Annotated in this window: 21 protein-coding genes; 9 read left to right on the top strand and 12 right to left on the bottom strand. The window is 38.9% G+C overall.

Annotated features, from left to right (window positions below; all coding sequences use genetic code 11):
• Positions 1–114: 114 nt before the first annotated feature.
• A complete protein-coding gene (locus AC1M9J_RS06060; RefSeq protein ID WP_171076739.1) occupies positions 115–270 on the bottom strand; it encodes a hypothetical protein in 156 nt (51 codons plus the stop codon).
• Positions 271–490: 220 nt separating this feature from the next.
• On the opposite strand from AC1M9J_RS06060, the gene dapB reads away from it, so the two are divergent.
• Together dapB and AC1M9J_RS06050 are read left to right on the top strand one after the other, a co-directional pair.
• The gene (dapB, locus tag AC1M9J_RS06055) at positions 491–1,312 is read left to right on the top strand and encodes a 4-hydroxy-tetrahydrodipicolinate reductase (RefSeq protein WP_035264896.1); all 822 of its coding nucleotides are present in this window, start codon (positions 491–493) and stop codon (positions 1,310–1,312) included.
• Positions 1,313–1,367: 55 nt separating this feature from the next.
• Positions 1,368–2,018, top strand: a complete 651-nt coding sequence (locus tag AC1M9J_RS06050; protein WP_481595686.1) for an START domain-containing protein — start codon at positions 1,368–1,370, stop codon at positions 2,016–2,018.
• An 18-nt stretch (positions 2,019–2,036) separates the two neighbouring features.
• On the opposite strand, the gene AC1M9J_RS06045 is transcribed toward AC1M9J_RS06050, so the two are convergent.
• On the bottom strand, positions 2,037–2,447 hold the full coding sequence (locus tag AC1M9J_RS06045) for a hypothetical protein (RefSeq protein ID WP_481594536.1): 411 nt from the start codon (positions 2,445–2,447) through the stop codon (positions 2,037–2,039).
• 94 nt (positions 2,448–2,541) lie between these two features.
• Here AC1M9J_RS06045 and AC1M9J_RS06040 point away from each other — a divergent pair, with 94 nt between their 5' ends.
• Positions 2,542–3,984: an aminotransferase-like domain-containing protein gene (locus tag AC1M9J_RS06040; protein ID WP_481595687.1), complete on the top strand. Its 1,443-nt coding sequence runs from the start codon at positions 2,542–2,544 to the stop codon at positions 3,982–3,984.
• A 5-nt stretch (positions 3,985–3,989) separates the two neighbouring features.
• Here AC1M9J_RS06040 and AC1M9J_RS06035 read toward each other — a convergent pair whose 3' ends face one another.
• The 7 genes from AC1M9J_RS06035 to AC1M9J_RS06005 all read right to left on the bottom strand — a co-directional run bounded on the left by AC1M9J_RS06035 (position 3,990) and on the right by AC1M9J_RS06005 (position 8,130).
• Positions 3,990–4,559 (bottom strand): DNA-3-methyladenine glycosylase I, encoded by a 570-nt coding sequence (locus AC1M9J_RS06035; protein ID WP_481952029.1) that lies wholly within the window; start codon positions 4,557–4,559, stop codon positions 3,990–3,992.
• 18 nt (positions 4,560–4,577) lie between these two features.
• Positions 4,578–4,823, bottom strand: a complete 246-nt coding sequence (locus AC1M9J_RS06030) for a hypothetical protein (RefSeq protein ID WP_481595689.1) — start codon at positions 4,821–4,823, stop codon at positions 4,578–4,580.
• Between the two features lie 29 nt (positions 4,824–4,852).
• Positions 4,853–5,389 carry a M23 family metallopeptidase gene (locus tag AC1M9J_RS06025; protein ID WP_481595690.1) on the bottom strand — a complete coding sequence of 179 codons (537 nt, stop codon included), beginning with the start codon at positions 5,387–5,389 and terminating at the stop codon, positions 4,853–4,855.
• 46 nt (positions 5,390–5,435) lie between these two features.
• Complete coding sequence (gene mutY / locus AC1M9J_RS06020; protein ID WP_481595691.1) at positions 5,436–6,467, bottom strand: A/G-specific adenine glycosylase; 1,032 nt, start codon at positions 6,465–6,467, stop codon at positions 5,436–5,438.
• Between the two features lie 106 nt (positions 6,468–6,573).
• Complete coding sequence (locus tag AC1M9J_RS06015; RefSeq protein WP_265596980.1) at positions 6,574–6,942, bottom strand: HIT family protein; 369 nt, start codon at positions 6,940–6,942, stop codon at positions 6,574–6,576.
• Between the two features lie 62 nt (positions 6,943–7,004).
• Complete coding sequence (locus AC1M9J_RS06010; RefSeq protein ID WP_035264872.1) at positions 7,005–7,742, bottom strand: dienelactone hydrolase family protein; 738 nt, start codon at positions 7,740–7,742, stop codon at positions 7,005–7,007.
• 229 nt (positions 7,743–7,971) lie between these two features.
• Positions 7,972–8,130: a DUF1328 domain-containing protein gene (locus AC1M9J_RS06005; protein WP_035264869.1), complete on the bottom strand. Its 159-nt coding sequence runs from the start codon at positions 8,128–8,130 to the stop codon at positions 7,972–7,974.
• Between the two features lie 190 nt (positions 8,131–8,320).
• On the opposite strand from AC1M9J_RS06005, the gene AC1M9J_RS06000 reads away from it, so the two are divergent.
• From AC1M9J_RS06000 to AC1M9J_RS05990, 3 genes are all read left to right on the top strand, one after another.
• Complete coding sequence (locus AC1M9J_RS06000; RefSeq protein WP_035264867.1) at positions 8,321–8,773, top strand: YcgN family cysteine cluster protein; 453 nt, start codon at positions 8,321–8,323, stop codon at positions 8,771–8,773.
• A 110-nt stretch (positions 8,774–8,883) separates the two neighbouring features.
• Entirely contained in the window at positions 8,884–10,068 is a 1,185-nt protein-coding gene (locus AC1M9J_RS05995; RefSeq protein ID WP_481595692.1) for a PQQ-dependent sugar dehydrogenase, read from the top strand.
• Between the two features lie 102 nt (positions 10,069–10,170).
• On the top strand, positions 10,171–11,445 hold the full coding sequence (locus tag AC1M9J_RS05990) for a replication-associated recombination protein A (protein WP_481595693.1): 1,275 nt from the start codon (positions 10,171–10,173) through the stop codon (positions 11,443–11,445).
• Between the two features lie 418 nt (positions 11,446–11,863).
• Here AC1M9J_RS05990 and purC read toward each other — a convergent pair whose 3' ends face one another.
• Genes purC through dapA form a run of 3 tightly spaced genes read right to left on the bottom strand, consistent with a single transcriptional unit; the run spans position 11,864 to position 14,143 of the window.
• Positions 11,864–12,583, bottom strand: coding sequence for a phosphoribosylaminoimidazolesuccinocarboxamide synthase (gene purC, locus AC1M9J_RS05985; RefSeq protein ID WP_092766585.1), 720 nt, complete (start codon positions 12,581–12,583; stop codon positions 11,864–11,866).
• A gap of 37 nt (positions 12,584–12,620) precedes the next feature.
• A complete protein-coding gene (locus AC1M9J_RS05980) occupies positions 12,621–13,226 on the bottom strand; it encodes a lipoprotein-34 precursor (NlpB) (protein ID WP_481952028.1) in 606 nt (201 codons plus the stop codon).
• A gap of 17 nt (positions 13,227–13,243) precedes the next feature.
• Positions 13,244–14,143, bottom strand: coding sequence for a 4-hydroxy-tetrahydrodipicolinate synthase (gene dapA / locus AC1M9J_RS05975; RefSeq protein WP_035264858.1), 900 nt, complete (start codon positions 14,141–14,143; stop codon positions 13,244–13,246).
• Positions 14,144–14,824: 681 nt separating this feature from the next.
• On the opposite strand from dapA, the gene mhpT reads away from it, so the two are divergent.
• From mhpT to AC1M9J_RS05960, 3 genes are all read left to right on the top strand, one after another.
• Entirely contained in the window at positions 14,825–16,033 is a 1,209-nt protein-coding gene (gene mhpT, locus AC1M9J_RS05970; protein WP_035264856.1) for a 3-(3-hydroxy-phenyl)propionate transporter MhpT, read from the top strand.
• A gap of 143 nt (positions 16,034–16,176) precedes the next feature.
• Positions 16,177–16,830, top strand: a complete 654-nt coding sequence (gene pncA, locus AC1M9J_RS05965; protein WP_481595696.1) for a bifunctional nicotinamidase/pyrazinamidase — start codon at positions 16,177–16,179, stop codon at positions 16,828–16,830.
• A 49-nt stretch (positions 16,831–16,879) separates the two neighbouring features.
• The gene (locus AC1M9J_RS05960) at positions 16,880–17,845 is read left to right on the top strand and encodes a bile acid:sodium symporter family protein (RefSeq protein ID WP_481614049.1); all 966 of its coding nucleotides are present in this window, start codon (positions 16,880–16,882) and stop codon (positions 17,843–17,845) included.
• Positions 17,846–17,850 lie beyond the last annotated feature (5 nt).

Below are 17,850 nucleotides of genomic sequence, written 5' to 3'. Positions count from 1 at the left end.
GCTTTGAGCAATTTTAAATTTTGAATCCTAATATGATTTTTAAATTGTAAATATTTTAATAACACAGAAGATGATTTTCTTTTAAATAAGAAAAATCATCTGATCCGTTTCATCTCAGTGCCACTGATTATGATATTCCTGCAATTGTTGAATAGCTTCGATAATGATCCACGCAGTTTCGGCATGATCTAAACCTTGAACTAATGAAGCATCCAACTGTAACTGTTCGATCGTTTGGATCGTTGATAATTTTCGAGCTTGGTCTGCCATATTATTTCCTTATAAAAGTGTTGAATTTCATGGCATTGATCATAGTTAAAATTTATAAATATAAAAAACCGAATATTTTTCTTAATTTAATCTAATTATTCGATTAAGGTTCAAATCAAATGCTTAAAAGACAGCATAATTTTTTATATCGATAAACTTAGCGTATGTATAGACTTTTGTTATAGTAAGAACAATTTTAAAGCAACACTAGGAATAGGTTATGTCTGTCGCTCCGCGTATTGGAATTTTAGGTGCTGGTGGCCGTATGGGTCGTACATTGATTCAAGCAGTTCAAGATGCTGGTTATCAATTAGCAGCAGCGGTAGAGCGTCCAGGCAGTAGCCTTATTGGCGCGGATGCAGGCGAATTAGCGGGTATTGGTACACTTGGTGTGAAAGTCGTGGGTGATATCCAAGATGTTTTAAATGATTGTGATGTATTTATTGACTTTACTGCACCAGTTGCAACTGAACAGCATTTGAAACTGTGCCGTGAGGCTGGTGTTGCATTAGTGATCGGTACGACAGGAATGAACGATGAGCAAAAAGCATTTTTAGATGAAAGTGCAACGATTGCTCCTGTAGTCTACGCAGCAAACTACTCCGTAGGCGTGAATGTATCCATTAAACTTTTAGAATTAGCATCTAAAGTCTTTGGTGACAGTGTCGATATTGAAGTGATCGAAGCACATCATCGTCATAAAGTTGATGCGCCATCAGGTACTGCTTTAATGATGGGTGAGGCGATTGCTGATGCATTAGGTCGTGATTTGAAGCAAGATGCGGTGTATCACCGTGAAGGGCATACTGGTCCTCGTGAACGTCAAAGTATTGGTTTCCAAACCATTCGTGGTGGCGATATTGTGGGTGAACATACGGTAATGTTTATTGGTGAAGGTGAACGTGTAGAAATCACACATAAAGCCACGAACCGCATGAATTTTGCTGCAGGTGCAGTACGTGCCGCTGCTTGGGTTGTCGGTAAAGCACCGAAAAAATATGACATGAAAGACGTTTTAGGCTTCAACGATATCAAAGTTTAAGTTTAAAAATACTGCGTGATCATCTAAATAATAATGTTAAATATGAAGAATAAAAATGAAGAAAATTTCTATGATCTGCTTGCTTGTCAGTGCCATTGGCCTGACAAGCCAAGTTCAAGCCAATGAAGCCTCTCGACTCACCATTAACAAAAACAATATTAAAGTGTGGACGATGCAAAATCCTGATCATCCTGTGTTGTCCTATCGTGCTGAAACAGTAGTGGATGCTTCACTCGAAAGAGCAGTTGCAATAGTTTTGGATGTGGAAAATGCAAAATCATGGGTACCCAATGTCGGTTCAGCACAGGTGATTTCTCAAGATTTGAAGCAAGGGGAATTTAAACTCTACATGGTGTTAGATTTTCCATTTCCTTTGAAAGATCGAGATCTGATTGTGCAAGGGAAAATGTATAAGGATTCAAAAGGTATTATTCATATTAAGAATAAAGCTTCGCAAACGGGAAAATCGAAGAATCCTCAGTATATTCGGCTGCAACACTATGTTGGAGACTGGAGCTTTGAACAGATTGGACCGAATAAGGTGAAGGTCAGCACTTCAGGATATGCGGATCCAGAAGGTGCAATTCCACAAAGTGTGACCAATATGTTTGTACAACAGCAGCCTTATCAAATGTTGCAAAAAATGAAAACTGAATTAGCAAAATCTCAATCTGTGCAGATATCGTTACCAGATATTTTGAAATAATGACTTTAGATCAGGCATTTAATCATTTTTCAAAGTGTAAGCTGTAAATTGCTTTAACTCTGCTGCTTGAGGCAAATGAAAACTCAAAATTGGTTGCTTTGTCTTAGATGCCTGATCCAATAGAAAAACTTGGTAGGTCTGTTTTTTGGAATCATCACATTGAAAATTTAAATTTTTTTGTGTGGGACTATTGAGCTTGACCGCATGATCAGAAGATACGGTGTAAAGGTAAATTTTCTCCTGCTCTGGAGATTCAATACTTTTTGTAAAACGATAATGACTGTTGTGCGTCACTTTCAAGAAGCCATCAATTAATGATGTACAAATAAATTTTTGCTCAAGTGCAACTTGATCGATTGCATGCTCTGGTTGGCAAGCTGTCAAAAGTGTTACCAAGGGTAATATCAAATATAATTTATCGTTGTTCATATGGCCTCCTGTGTGTTTTTAGCTGTAAGACCATCATAAATTTGCTAGGTTTATAGATACAGATACACACATTTTATAAAAATGAGCACAGTTCATGTTTCAGTATCAAATCTTAGCCAAACATATCAAACAGAAAATTCTGAGTGGAGAACTGTGTTCAGGACAGAAGCTCATTTCCCTTCGGCAATTTTCAGCATTACATGCCGTCAGTTTAAATACAGCAAAAAATTGTTATGCATTATTGGAATCGGAAGGGCTCATCACTGTTAAAAATAAATCAGGTTATTTTGTACAACATTTGAAATCCAAAAATGATCAACCAGTATTGCCTTATCATCGTGAATTTGAAGCTGAAGCAAAGGATATCAGTAACTTAGATTTGCAAATTGAAATACAGGAGTCTTCAACCAATAATCGATCAATTCATTTAGGTGCAGTACAAATCTCTCCAAATCACGTGCCTGTAGATGCAATCCGAAAGTCAATTCAACGTGCTTTAAAACACAGTCAACCAGAAGATTTCCTTTACAGTAATCGACAAGGGCATTTGAGATTGAGACAAGCTTTATCAGACCATTGGGCTGAAGATGGTTTTTATATCAATCCAGACGAGATTTATATCACCAATGGCTGTATGGCTGCGTTATCACTCGTGGTTCAGCTCTTGACCAAGGAAGGGGATGGCATTGTGATTCCAACCCCAAATTTTAATGGTCAATTACAGTTGTTAGGGACACTGAAACGCAAGTTGATTGAGATACCTGCAAATGTGGATGGTTTTGATTTAGAACGCTTAGAAAGAGCAATGCAGCACCCCGATACCAAAGCCTGTCTATTGACTGTGAATTATCAAAATCCACTAGGATTTGAGCTTTCTAATCATGATAAGCAGAAGATTGTGCAATTGGCTGAACAATATCAATGCTATGTGATTGAAGATGATATTTATGCTGAATGTAGTTTTAATTTACAAAGACCTTTACCGATTAAGCATTGGGATGAAGCAGGCTATGTCATTTTATGCAGTTCAATATCAAAATCATTGTCCAGCGCATATCGAGTAGGTTGGTTTTGTTTACCGCCGAGGCTTAAATATTTGCATCGTCAAATTGTCATTCAAAATGTCAGTGTGAATACACCTTTGCAATTGGCTTTGGCTGACCTGATGTATAGTAGAGCCTATCGTGAGCATCTACTCCGATTAAAACCAAAATTAAATCATCAAGTTGATGCATATCGAAAAACGATATTAAACGCTTTTCACGGGATCGACATTGGGTTAAGTCAGCCGGATGGTGGTTATGTTTTATGGCTGCAATTGGCGACACATATTGATGGTTTAGAACTCTATTATGCTGCACGTCAACATGGTATTAACATTGTTCCCGGTGATGTTTTTGGAGAAGAACGCCGTTATAAAAATTATATTCGCTTAAATGCAGGGCATGAACTAACTCATGAAATTCATGACTCCATCGTGTTTTTAGCGGATTGGGTGAAACAAAAAATGAGGTCATCATCCCAAGCACCTTCTTAAAAAGATTATGGCGCTAAACTAAGCTTTTTAAAGCAGTGATTTTCATGATCATCAATCATTCCTACCGCTTGCAGATAAGAATAGATAATGGTTGGACCGACGAATTTAAAACCATTCTTTTTTAGAGTTTTAGACAGTTGCAGGCTTAATTCGCTTTGTGTTTGTGCTAAGCGATAGTCTGGCACAGAATGAACTTTGGGTTGATGTCCTACAAAACTCCATAACCATTTGACCATATCAGGCATGATTTGGCGTATATTCAACCATGCTCGAGCATTATCTCGAATCGCTTTTAATTTACCTAAATGACGAATTATTCCCGGATCTTGTGCTATTTCGATTAAATGCTCATCTGTAAAAGTCGCAATTTCTTCAATGGTGTATTGAAAGAAATGATATCGATATCGCTCGCGTTTTTTTAAAACAATAACCCAAGCGAGTCCTGCTTGCTGACCTTCTAAACAGAGCATTTCAAATAAGGTGTGTTCATCATATACAGGCACACCCCACTCTTGATCGTGATAATTAATATAAATCTGCTCATCGGAGCACCAGCCACAGCGTTGAATCGTCATGCGAATGCTCCGAAGTGATCAAATGGTAAAAGCAACCCACTGATCGTTTTGATTGTCCCAAAAGAACAACTCTGCTTGTTCTAAATCCGAAAAATTAATCCAGAAATCTTTACCTGCTTTATCTGCAAACCCAGTGCTAATCAACAGAGCTTCTTCGGTAATTTCCATAATCCAGCCCTGATGGCTTTGTCCTTTTAAGACAATACGTTGTTGATTGCCAGATTCTGCAAATTCAACTAGACGATTAATCAAGGCTTCTGACATGAAAACTTCCTAATAATAAAAACTTTAATTTAACGTAAATAAGGGTATGGATTGACAGGGCCTCGACCGCGACCATCTAAGTAAATTCCATAATGTAAATGAGGGGCAGTATGTCGAGCATTACCCGTATTGCCGACATAACCAATATGGTCACCTCGTCGCACGAAGTCACCCTCATTGAGACCTTTTTTATGCTGATCTAAATGCGCATAATAATGCCAAGAACCAGCGGGTCCTAAAATCCAAATGACTTTCCCACCCAGCTTATTATCGCGCATACTGCGAACAATTCCATCAGTTGCACTATAAACTTTTGTACCACGAGGCGCCAAGATATCAATGCCTTCATGTGTTCGACCGTGACTTCGTGATGCACCCCAAGTGTCTGTCAGTTGTCTCGCTTTTACACCTTGTACTGGGATAGGTAATTTGCGGTCCAAAGGAAGCATATGTAAGCGAGCAACGAGGGTTGGGTCAAGCGGCGTTTGTTTTGGAGGTTGGCTACTGCAGGCAACAAGTAAAATAGCTACACTTAGGATGATGTAATGTCGCAAATACTTAGTCACTCCAACTCCTTGATTGATACAGTCACACTTATTTGAATCGACTATGTCACAATTTCACGGCTGAGATCAATTTTTTCATCGCAGTTGGAATGCCCATTTCTGTTACAACTTGTGGAGCGAGCCATTCACCTCCTAATTCTGTTTGGAGGTATTCCATCTGGTCGAGATCAACATGGAAAATATGTGCATTCAGTAACCAGGTAAAGTGGGTGAAACTGTGTGAAATTTGAGTTGGTAATTGATTACTCACCAAACCATATTGCTGAGTCAATTGACTAAATTCTGAAGTTTCATCAATGATGGGTAAGGTCCATAAACCACCCCATAAGCCTGAATGCGGACGTTGTTGCCATAACCATGTATTTTCAGTACTTCGCAGTAATAAAACATCCGCAGTCTTTATAGGCACTGCTTTTTTTGGCTTTTTAAATGGTAACTCTTGTGTCAGACCCTGCTTTAAAGCTTGGCATTCTGACTGCATTGGACAGTACAGGCAAAGTGGTTTTTTAGGAGTACAAATTGTTGCACCCAAATCCATAATGGCTTGCGTGTAATCATGGTTGCGTTGTTCAGGACAGAGTTGCTCGGCTAATTCCCACATTGCACGTTCATGGACAGGCTTTGATAAATCATCTTCAATGGCAAAGAAACGTGCTAAAACACGCTTAACATTTCCATCCATTATCACGCCGTATTTGCGTAATCCAAGTGACATCAATGCACCAGCAGTTGATCTACCTATTCCTGGCAGGGCCATCCAAGCTTCTAAAGTCTCTGGAAAATGTCCATTTTGACTTACGATTGTGGCTGCTTTATGCAGGTTGCGAGCACGCGCATAATAGCCTAGACCTGCCCAGTAAGGAGCAACTTCATCCCAAGTAGCATGACCTAAATCGGTGACCGTCGGAAAGCGCTCAATAAAACGATCATAGTATTTCAGAACAGTTTTCACTTGGGTTTGCTGCAACATAATTTCAGAGACCCAAACTTTGTAAGGATCATCTGCGACTTGCCATGGCAGGTCATGTCGACCATGTACATCAAACCAATCCAGTAACGCAGTTGAAAAAGAAAACATGAAAATACCATTAATACAATCTGTGCTCAGTATAACCAATCTAGGCAAAGACCTTTTAAAAAAGCATGAAAAAAGGCGCATATTGCGCCTTTTTGTAAAATCAACATTACTCTTGAATAATGCCCCAACGACTATCTAATTTAAGCGGTTGGTTTTTGTAACGAGGAATAATATGGATGTGTAAATGTTCCGACTCTTCATCGCCAAAAACTTTGCCATCATTAAAAGCGATATGAAAGCCTTCCGGATGATGACGGATTTTTAACTCGTTACGTGCCAGTTCTAACAACGACTGTAAACTTTTACGCTCTTTATCGGTAATTTCAAAAAAAGAACTCACATGACGTAAAGGAATAATAACGGAATGTCCTTTAGTCAACGGCTGCTGTTCTGGCAAAATCACACCGAATTCATTTTTATCAATCACATCATATTCATCGTGATTGCAATAAGTACATTGTTCACTCATCCTTATATTCCTCTTATATTTTATCTTCTTTCTTCAATAATCTTAGCGCTAATAAACTTTGAAAGTAATTAATCTAAGTGACGCGACAGTAACTCATACATCGCAGCTAAGCTTTTTTCCTCAGCTTCAGCGTTATAACCGAGATCTACACCATTGGCTTTTGCCCGTTCATCAGCTTGTGGATTGCTAAAACCATGTTTTGCATCCTCAAAGATAATGACCTCATGTGGCACCTGAGCTGCAAACATTTCTTCTTTAAATTGTGCCACATCATCTAGCGTGACCATGCTATCTAGCTCACCATGCAAAACCAGAATTTCAGCTTTTACTTGACCTTGTTGAGCAGGTGTTTGCGCAGATAAATTAGCATGGAAGGTAGCAACTGCTTTTAAGTTCGCACCAGAGCGAGCAAGATCTAAAACAACTTTTCCGCCGTAACAAAAACCAATCGCAGCTAATCGAGTTGCGTCAACTTCAGGCTGTGCAGATAAAGTGTCTAACGCAGCTGTAGCGCGTTGTACAATCGTTTCAGGCTGTGCGAAAGTTTGCATCATCCACTCATTTGCTTGAGAAGCTTCAGTGGTTACCTTTTTGTCGCCGTACATATCAATGGCAAAAGCAGCATATCCTTGTTCTGCAAGTTCTCGAGCACGTTGTTCTGTATATTCATTACGACCCCACCACTCTGGGGCTACAATAATACCTGCAGCTCCTGAAGAGTTTTCAGGTGCGGCAAAATAACCAATCAATTGAGTACCATCTGCCGCTTTATACTGAATTTCTCTTGTTTGAATTGCTGAAGTCATTATTGAAAGTCCTTTCGTTTATGAAAATCAGCAAAGATTAAAGCATAAATGTTTTCCGAAGTGATGAATTTGCAATAAGAAAGTAAAATCAAATGTGAGAATTTATGAAAGATTGGAATATATAAAACGCGTATCAATGAACAGATAAAAAGAAATAAAAAAAGAAGAAGGAGTACCTTCTTCTTTTCATCAATCTTGTGTTTTCAATTTAATCTAGTGATTTAGAACACTAGACTTTGCCTCTTGAGATAAAGCCTACAATTGCGAGAATCACTGCAATCACAAGTAAGATAATTGCGAAATCTTTAGATAAGCCTGCTACACCACCAAACCCTAGCAAACTTGCTATCAATGCAATCACTGCAAAAATAATCGCCCAACGGAACATTTTGATTCTCCATAAATTTTTATTAATGTTCATTCAGTATAAGAAAATAAACTGAGCAAAATGTATACAAAGGGTATTTTAACGTAGAGTATTGATATTCTTTAGTTAATCAACTGTAACTGAGATTGATGAAATTTTATGAGAATTATTAGTGATATACTGACTCAAATTTTTGATATTTAGCTGAATCATGAGCACATCTTTACGCCCTGAATTTTGGAAACATTATTCACTGTTTGAAATGAACCAAGCAGAATGGGAGGCACTGTGTGATGGTTGTGGTATGTGTTGTTTGGTTAAATTAGAAGATGATGAAACCGAAGAAATCGCATATACCAAAGTTGCGTGCAAACTTCTAGATTGTCAGACGGGGCATTGTTCAGATTATGAAAATCGTCAGGTGCATGTACCTGACTGTATTCAGTTAACGCCTGAAAAATTACAACAAATACGCTGGTTACCTTCGAGTTGTGCATATCGACGTATTAATGAAGGTAAAAAGCTACCGAATTGGCATCACTTGGTGACAGGCAATAAACAAAGTGTGATTAGTGCTCGAAAATCTGTAGCAGGTCGTTGTATATCTGAACAGCTTGTTGATGAAAATGAAATAGATGAATACATCGTGCGGTGGGTACGCTAATACATTCAATTGCTAGACTGCACATATTTTGTAATATAAAAACACTTTTAAAATGATCATTGCCGTTTAATCCTTGAGACTGATATTCAAGGATTTAAAAAGGGAAAGGCATGTTAAAAGCTAAAAAACTGATTTGGATTGTTGGTTTGAGCGGAATCATAATGGCGTGTCATGCCAATCAAAATAAAGCCAGTGAAGCACAGAATCCGCAGGAATCAACAGTCAAAAACGAGAATTCAAAAGCTCAAGAACAACGATATCAAGTTGAAAAAATTGCTCTATTTAATGAACCATGGGCGATTGCAACTTTACCAAATGGTCAACTGTTAATTACAGAAAAGTCAGGCATACTTAAGTTGTTTGACCCACAATCAAAACGTAGTTTTAACGTGGCTGCTGTGCCTCAAGTTGCTTATGGCGGACAAGGTGGGTTAGGTGATGTTTCGATTCATCCTAATTTCAATAATAACGCTTGGTTATATCTCAGTTATGCCGAAGAAAAAAATGGATTGTTTGGTGCAGTGGTAATCCGAGCGAAATTGGATTTATCGAATATCGAAGCACCGAAACTGACGGATATCGAACGCATATGGGAGCAAGTCCCTAAAGTGTCGGGTCAGGGGCATTATGCACATCGTATAGTGTTTGACCAGCAAGCGAATTTATGGATTAGTTCAGGGGAACGGCAGAAGTTTCAGCCTGCACAAGATATGCAGTCTAATCTAGGTAAAATTGTATATTTGTATGATGATGGTCGTGCTCAAGAATCTAATCCATTTGCCAAGCAAGGTGGTGTCTCAGCGCAGATTTGGAGTTTAGGTCATCGTAATCCTTTAGGTATGGCATTTGATCATCAAAATCGTTTGTGGGTGGCAGAAATGGGCCCTAAAGGTGGCGATGAGTTCAATCTTATTGAAAAAGGTAAGAATTATGGCTATCCAATTGTATCTAATGGTGATCACTATGATGGGAAACAGATTCCGAATCATGAAACGCGACCTGAATTTATAGCCCCTAAACTTGATTGGTCTCCAGTGATTTCACCCTCGAGTCTGATTTTTTATAAATCTAACTATTTTCCACAATGGAAGAACAAAGCCTTAATCGGTGGATTATCATCGAAAGCCATTATTGTGGTAGATCCACAATCTGAACCTGTACGAGAAATTCAGCGCTTGGATATGGGGGTTCGAGTACGAGACTTGCATGAAGCGAAGGATGGCACAATTTGGGGAATAGAAGATGGACCGCAAGCTTATTTATTCAAATTAAAAGCAAAACTCGAATCTGAGTAAAATGAAAAATGTTGAATAGTGATGGTTGTTTTGACTATTAATATTGGAATTTGACTATTACATAGTAGACTAGTCAACAGCACTTTGAGATCTATAAAAAATATGTCCGATACACAAATTCCGCTACCTGAACGCTTACGTCCACGTGATTTGTCTGAGATTATCGGACAAGATCATTTACTTGGTGAAGACGCACCTTTACGTCAAATGATTGACCAAGGACATTTACCTTCGATTATTTTTTGGGGGCCTCCAGGGGTCGGCAAGACCACCATTGCGCTATTGTTAGCTCAAGCTGTAGATCGTACTTTTATTAGCTTGTCTGCACTCAACACTGGTGTTAAAGAGCTTCGAGAAATCATTGGGGAAAGTGGCGATCTCATTGTGCCAGTGGTTTTTATTGATGAAATTCATCGCTTTAATAAATCTCAACAAGATGCCTTACTGAGCGCAGTAGAAAAAGGCAAGATTACTCTGGTTGGTGCAACCACAGAAAATCCTTCTTTTGAAGTCAATAATGCTTTGTTGTCGCGCTGTCAGGTGTATACGCTGAATGCATTATCTGAGCATGATATTCAACATTTAATTGAACGTGCACTCAAGCAAGACCAATTTTTGAAAGACCGTCATATTCACATCGAAGAATATGATGCATTAATTCAATTTGCCTCAGGTGATGCTCGTAAAGCACTGAATTTATTGGATCTCATTGCGAGCACATTTGAAGCAGATGTTGAAAATATTGTCACCAATGCCATCGTGGTGAAAGTAGCTCAACAAAATATTGCGCGATATGACAAATCTGGTGAGCAGCACTATGATTTAGTCTCAGCATTCATTAAATCAATTCGTGGAAGTGATCCTGACGCTGCACTATATTGGATGGCGAGAATGTTAAAAGGGGGGGAAGATCCAGTCTTTATTGCGCGTCGGATGTTGATAGCCGCTTCGGAAGATATTGGAAATTCTAATCCTAATGCGTTGTTATTGGCTGGGGAGTGTTTTAGGTCCGTTCAAGCGGTTGGGATGCCAGAATGCCGTATTATTTTAGGACAATGTGCAGTGTATTTGGCCACAAGCGCGAAAAGTAACAGCACTTACTTAGCAATCAATAAAGCATTAGAGTTGGCTGAACGTACGTCAAATCTTCCAGTTCCATTGCATTTAAGAAATGCTCCAACCAAGTTAATGAAAGAGCAGGGATATGGTGTAGATTACTTATATCCACATCACTATCCAGAACATTTCGTGTTGCAGGATTATATGCCTCCAGAGCTGAAAGGCACCAAATTGTACGAATCAGCTCGTAATAAGCGTGAAGTCGAAGCAGAGCGTTTACAGCAGCGACGTTGGCAGCAAGAGCAGCAACAACAATAAAAAAAGCCCAGTTCTATGGGAAGCTGGGCGAAAAGCGATTCATCTGGTCGGCAACTACAGTCTCTCTCTTGAGCCACCAACTCCTGTAGTTGCCTGGTATAAAAATATATTAGTTGAACTTAGTAATATTGTAAAAACGATCATTTTAATAAATAGCATTAATTTATTCGATTAATGGATGTAAATTTAAAAACAAAAAAACAATTGAGTTTTTTAATGATCAAAACCCCAGATTTGTCATCTTATTTAAATATCGATTCGATAAATTAATAGCATTACCAATGAGGAGAGAGCATTGGTAATGCGACTTAACAAAAATAATGAATGTATAAGAACAATTTGAAAATATAAAAATAATATCAACAGATACAAAAAAGCCGAGTCATATGACTCGGCTTCATTTTATCTAAATTTTGATTTAGATATCAGAAAGGTCAACACCGATACGTGTAGCAACTTCTTCATAAGCTTCAACCACACCACCTAAACCTTGGCGGAAACGGTCTTTATCTAATTTTTTCTTGGTATCTTTGTCCCATAGACGGCAACCATCTGGAGAGAATTCATCACCAAGAACGATACGATCATGGAACACACCAAATTCAAGTTTAAAATCAACTAAAAGCATGTTGCCTTGAGCAAAAAGATCTTTTAACACCACGTTTACTTGGTGAGTTAACTCTTTCATACGCTCAAGTTGTTCAGCAGTAGCCCAACCTAAAGCAATGGCTTGAGATTCATTCACCATTGGGTCGCCCAAAGCGTCATCTTTGAAAAATAATTCAAATGTAGGTGGTGTAAGTTCTAAACCTTCTTCAACACCCAAACGACGGCAAAGCGAACCAGCTGCATAGTTACGGATTACACATTCAACTGGAATCATGTTTAACTTTTTAACCAAAACTTCGTTTGGTGTTAAAAGTTTTTCGAAATGAGTTTCGATACCTGCAGCTGCAAGTTTTTCCATGATAAAGGCGTTAAAACGGTTGTTCACCTTACCTTTGCGATCTAGCTGTTCGATTTTTTCGCCATTAAATGCTGAGGCATCATCACGAAAGACTAAAATCAGGTGGTCTGCACTATCGGTTTCATAAACGGATTTAGCTTTACCAGTATAGAGCAAGGTTTGTTTTAACATGGTGGAACCTTTTTCAGAAAAAATATGCCTAGAACGACTAGGCTGGCCAGTTTTGATAAATCTGGGTTAACAGGCTCGCAGCTTTTTGTTTGTCTGCAAACGCGTTAGTTGGGGTAAACACGGCCAAGGTATGACTCGAACCTACAGATGTCAGTTTAAGCACTAAACTTTCACCATCCACTTGAATTGTCGCGGAATGGGGATTCTTAAGTTGATTGACAAAGTTGTAGTTGAGGCTACTGAGGGTGGCGATTGTGTATTGCCAAATTGTAGCAGAATTTCCGTCAATTTTGATCAACGGATTGCCATTTCCATCAGTTAAAAGTTGTGGACGACCGACAGCAGTTGATCGTTCACTCTCAACAGGATTAGAAATGGTTGGTGCCACATTAGGACGAGGTAGCTCAAAACGATTACCTCGCTTATTAATCATTTGTGGCGCATTGTCTATTGCAAGCTGTTCAACAACAGGCGCTGGATAAAGCGGTGTTGCTGGTCTAACCATTGAACCTTCAGGGAATTTAAGCGGGGCTTGTGCAGTAGATTTTTTATAATCGAGTGAACCATTATCGATACCAATCGTACTACAACCGACCATGCTGAGGGCTGAAAGGGCAAGGGGTAAACCAAAACGTAGTTGCATAGTTGTTAAACTCTTCTTTAAATAATGCTCGCAGCTTTTAATGCATCACGCAGTGAAGCTCGATATTGTTCTGCTAATGGAGTAAGTGGTAAACGGATACCTGTACCAATTAATCCCATTTCATGAAGTGCCCATTTCACAGGAATTGGGTTTGATTCACAAAATAGAATTTCGTGTAAATTTGCAACTTGATCATTAATTGCTTTTGCTTGAGCTACATCACCCACTAAACCAGCGGCACACACTTGGCTCATTTGCTTTGGAGCGACGTTAGCGGTCACAGAAATATTACCTTTCGCACCATGCTCAATCAGTTGATATGCTGTTGCGTCATCACCTGAATAAACCACCATATCTTTGCCTTCAAGTGCTTTTAAAAGCTCAGCACCGCGAGGAACATCACCTGTTGCATCTTTAATCCCTACGATTTGAGGAATATCAGCAAGACGAACTACAGTTTCATTGCTCATATCAACGCCAGTACGGCCAGGTACGTTATAAAGAATTTGCGGTAAATCAACAGCTTCAGCAATTGCTTTGTAATGCTGATACAAGCCTTCTTGAGTCGGTTTGTTATAATATGGCGTTACTAAAAGTGCAGCATCTGCACCAAGCTCTTTAGCTTCTTTGGTAAGCTCAATCGCTTCATGCGTTGAGTTTGCGCCTGTGCCGGCAATAATTGGAATGCGTTTATTGGCTACACGAATGATTTCTTTGATCACTTGAGTGTGTTCAGCCATGCTTAAGGTCGAAGCTTCACCTGTTGTTCCCACGGCAACGATACTATTTGTACCTTGTTCAATGTGCCATTCAACAAGCTTCTCGAGACCCTTCCAATCAACAGTTCCATCTTCAAACATTGGAGTGACGATTGCGACGATTGAGCCTTGAATTACCTGAGCTTGCTGAGTAGTCATTTTAAAACACGATCCTATTTTTCCATCCAGTGAAGGTTGAGAAGCGAAGTTTGGATGGGTATGTATTTTGATTTATATCACGATCCAATATGCCTGCATACTGGATAATGCGTATGCAAATTATGAACTAAGCAACCAATAAGAACAATATGAATTCACTTCAGTCAAAAAAAAGTTTAGTTAAAACAAGTAACTTTTTTTAAAAAAAGCAATTTTAAGACCTTATGGTTAGGCATTTAAATAACAGTGAAGATAGATGTTCGTCTATGAAAGTATTGCGGATAAAAATGAAAATTCGAACTAAAATCTGACCAATTTACCCTGAATTAATAGCTTATATCACTTACATCAGATTTAAGATGTATGTATATACAGGTGAATAGACTAATAATTTTTAAATTATGTGATTATTATAATTTATAAAACGTCTTATTTTTTTTACTTAAAGGTTAAATTATTCTAATACTTATAGATTTTATAATAGATTTTTCTTGGTTTTTTCCTAAATAAAAAAAATAATTAATCGTTTTGAAGACTAGAATTTATTTTGGTTGGCAAGAGGTATGAAATTTAATCTTATTTTGATTACATTTTATTACACCATTTGATAACTCTCACTTTCATTGACTTACATAGATAATCGGGCATCGGACTCAAATGCTGATGAGTGAGGGAAGTTCAATGCAAGAATCAGTAAGTAACAAACATGCAATTTTGACGGTAGGTATCTGCTTCCTCATTGCAGTAATTGAAGGCTTAGATATTCAGGCTGCTGGTATTGCAGCTGCGGGTATTCGTGAACATTTTGGTTTAGATAGTTCACAATTAGGTGTGTTTTTTAGTGCTGGTATTTTAGGTCTGTTACCTGGGGCACTGGTAGGTGGGCGTATTGCGGACCGTATTGGTCGTAAAACAGTTTTAATTTGGTCTGTTGCTGTTTTCGCTGTATTCACTTTATGTACGGTATGGGTAAATAGTTTTAACAGTTTATTGGCTGTACGTTTCCTTGCAGGTGCAGGACTAGGTGCAGCAATGCCAATTCTCATCACTTTGGCTTCTGAAGCTGTAACCCCACAAAATCGTGGTCGTGCTGTAGGGCTAATGTATTGCGGTATGCCTGTCGGTGCTGCGATCTTATCTTTAATTGCAAGTACAGATTTCGGTGCTAACTGGAAAAATATTTTCTATCTTGGTGGTTTATTACCATTAATTGTTATTCCAGTAATGATGAAGTTCTTACCTGAATCTAAAGAATTCTTGAAAACGCAAAATAGAACTGAAGCTGAAATTGCAGAAGCTCCACAAGGTTCGTTTAAAGATTTGTTTAATTCACAGAATCTTCTTCGTACGATGTTCATCTGGTGTAGCTATTTCTTCACGCTCATGGTGGTTTACATCATGCTCAGCTGGTTACCTTCTCTATTCCAAGAATTAGGTTTCTCAAGAAAAGAAGGTGCGACAGCGCAATTCTACTTCATGGTAAGTGCTACTGTAGGTACTGTGATTTTAGGTGTATTAACTGACCGCTGGAAAAAAGCTTATGTGATCTTGTTAATGTACGGTGGTATTTTGGCTGGCCTTCTTGCGTTGAATGCAGCAAGCTCACTCACACAAATGTATTTGGCTTCAGCATTGGTTGGTGCTTTCGTGATTGGCTGTCAAGGTGTGCTTTACGCATTTGGTGGTATTGTGTACCCAACAGAAGTACGTGGTACAGGTGTTGGTGTTGCATCAGCAGTAGGTCGTATCGGTGCTATGCTTGGGCCAGCAATTGCAGGATCATTATTAACGGCTGGATTTGGTGCAGCAGGCGTAATCTCTGCAGCAATCCCTTGTATTATTATTTCTGCAATCTTCATGTTAATGTTGGTACGTCGTATCCAGAATTAAGACAAAAACATAGATTAAAGCCTGCTTGATGCAGGCTTTTTTTATAGAATTTTGATATCAAATTTTCAACTCAAGCAATTGTAGTTCTCTTGATCCTATGCAATAGTCCCTAACAATTTTAAAAATATTGGGAGCTGAAAAGGATGTTCCAACCACAACAAAGTGCACTTATCGTTGTTGATGTACAGAATGGATTTACCCCTGGGGGAAATTTGGCGGTAGCAAATTCAGATCAAATTATTCCAACCATTAATTCACTTGCTCGGCATTTTGACAATGTTGTCCTTACCCAAGATTGGCATCCTCAAGACCATATTTCATTTTTTGAAAATCATCCTGGAAAGTCTGCTTATGAGACGATTGAATTAGCTTATGGCCGCCAGGTGTTATGGCCTTCACATTGTGTGCAGGGTACACATGATGCAGATTTTCATCCAGACTTGAATATATCCAAAGCGCAGTTGGTCATTCGTAAAGGTTTTCATCCACATATTGATAGTTATTCTGCCTTTTTAGAAGCTGATCATCGAACATCGACTGGCTTAGCAGGTTATCTGCGTGAGCGTGGAATTCGTGACATCTTCATTGTCGGGATCGCCACTGATTTTTGTGTGGCTTGGACGGCAATTGATGCTGCAAAATTAGGTTTTAACAGTTATGTCGTGTCAGATGCGACTAAAGGCATCGATTTAAATGGTTCGTTGCAACATGCATGGCAAGAAATGCTTGCACAAGGTGTGAAACGAATTTACGCCAAAGAACTGATGACTCTCAGACACTCAGCGCAGACCATTTAAAGGCATGGCTCAAGATCATACGTCGTTAATCCAACAAGTGAACTTCTAAATGAAAGCTATCAATCAATTCGTGCAGAAAACCTTTGCGCTGTGGGTACTCCTATTTGCAGGAATTGCCATGTATATGCCAGAAGCTTTTATTTGGCTTAAGTCTTATATCACTTGGATGCTCGGGATTATCATGTTTGGCATGGGAATGACCCTGTCGTGGGAAGATTTTAAAAGTGTTTTCAGCCAGCCTAAGGCGGTTGCCGTTGGCGTGAGTGCTCAATTTATAGTGATGCCATTATTGGCATGGGGATTGTGCATAGCATTTCGATTACCCGCTGAAATTGCCGTTGGCGTACTCCTTGTTGGATGTTGTCCCGGAGGTACAGCATCTAACGTCATTGCTTATATGGCAAAGGCAAATGTGGCTTTGTCCGTCGCGTGTACCTCAGTTTCAACGATGTTAGCACCTTTGCTGACACCATTGATTTTTTATCTCTTAGCGAGTCAGTGGATCGATATAGATGCGGTAGCAATGCTTGTATCGGTAATGCAAGTGATTTTGTTCCCTATCATTTTAGGGGTGATCGTGAGCGGCCTATTTAAGCAAAAAATAGATCGATATATCGCAATGATGCCTATGGTTTCAGTCATCGCGATTGTATTGATTGTGGCTGCGATTATTGCTGGAAGCAAAATGCAAATTTTACAGTCAGGGTTACTGATCCTTGCTGTTGTAATTTTACATAATGGATTAGGATATTTTATAGGTTATTGGGCTGCAAAATTATTGCAGCTTAATCAAGCAGATGCTAAAGCAGTTTCGATAGAAGTAGGGATGCAAAATTCTGGCTTAGGCGTTGCTTTAGCTGCGGTTCATTTTGCGGCAACACCCATTACAGCACTTCCAAGTGCGATTTTTAGTTTATGGCACAATATTTCGGGACCCATCTTGGCGAGTTATTGGGCGACGCGTGACAAAGCTGTCCTTAAAAAAATTAAGTATGACGGTGATGTGATTAAGTAGCTGAT

Source organism: Acinetobacter sp. ANC_7588, from assembly GCF_056783995.1.
The sequence above is the reverse complement of the archived record's forward strand: the minus strand, read 5'-3'. Positions and strand labels throughout refer to the sequence as shown.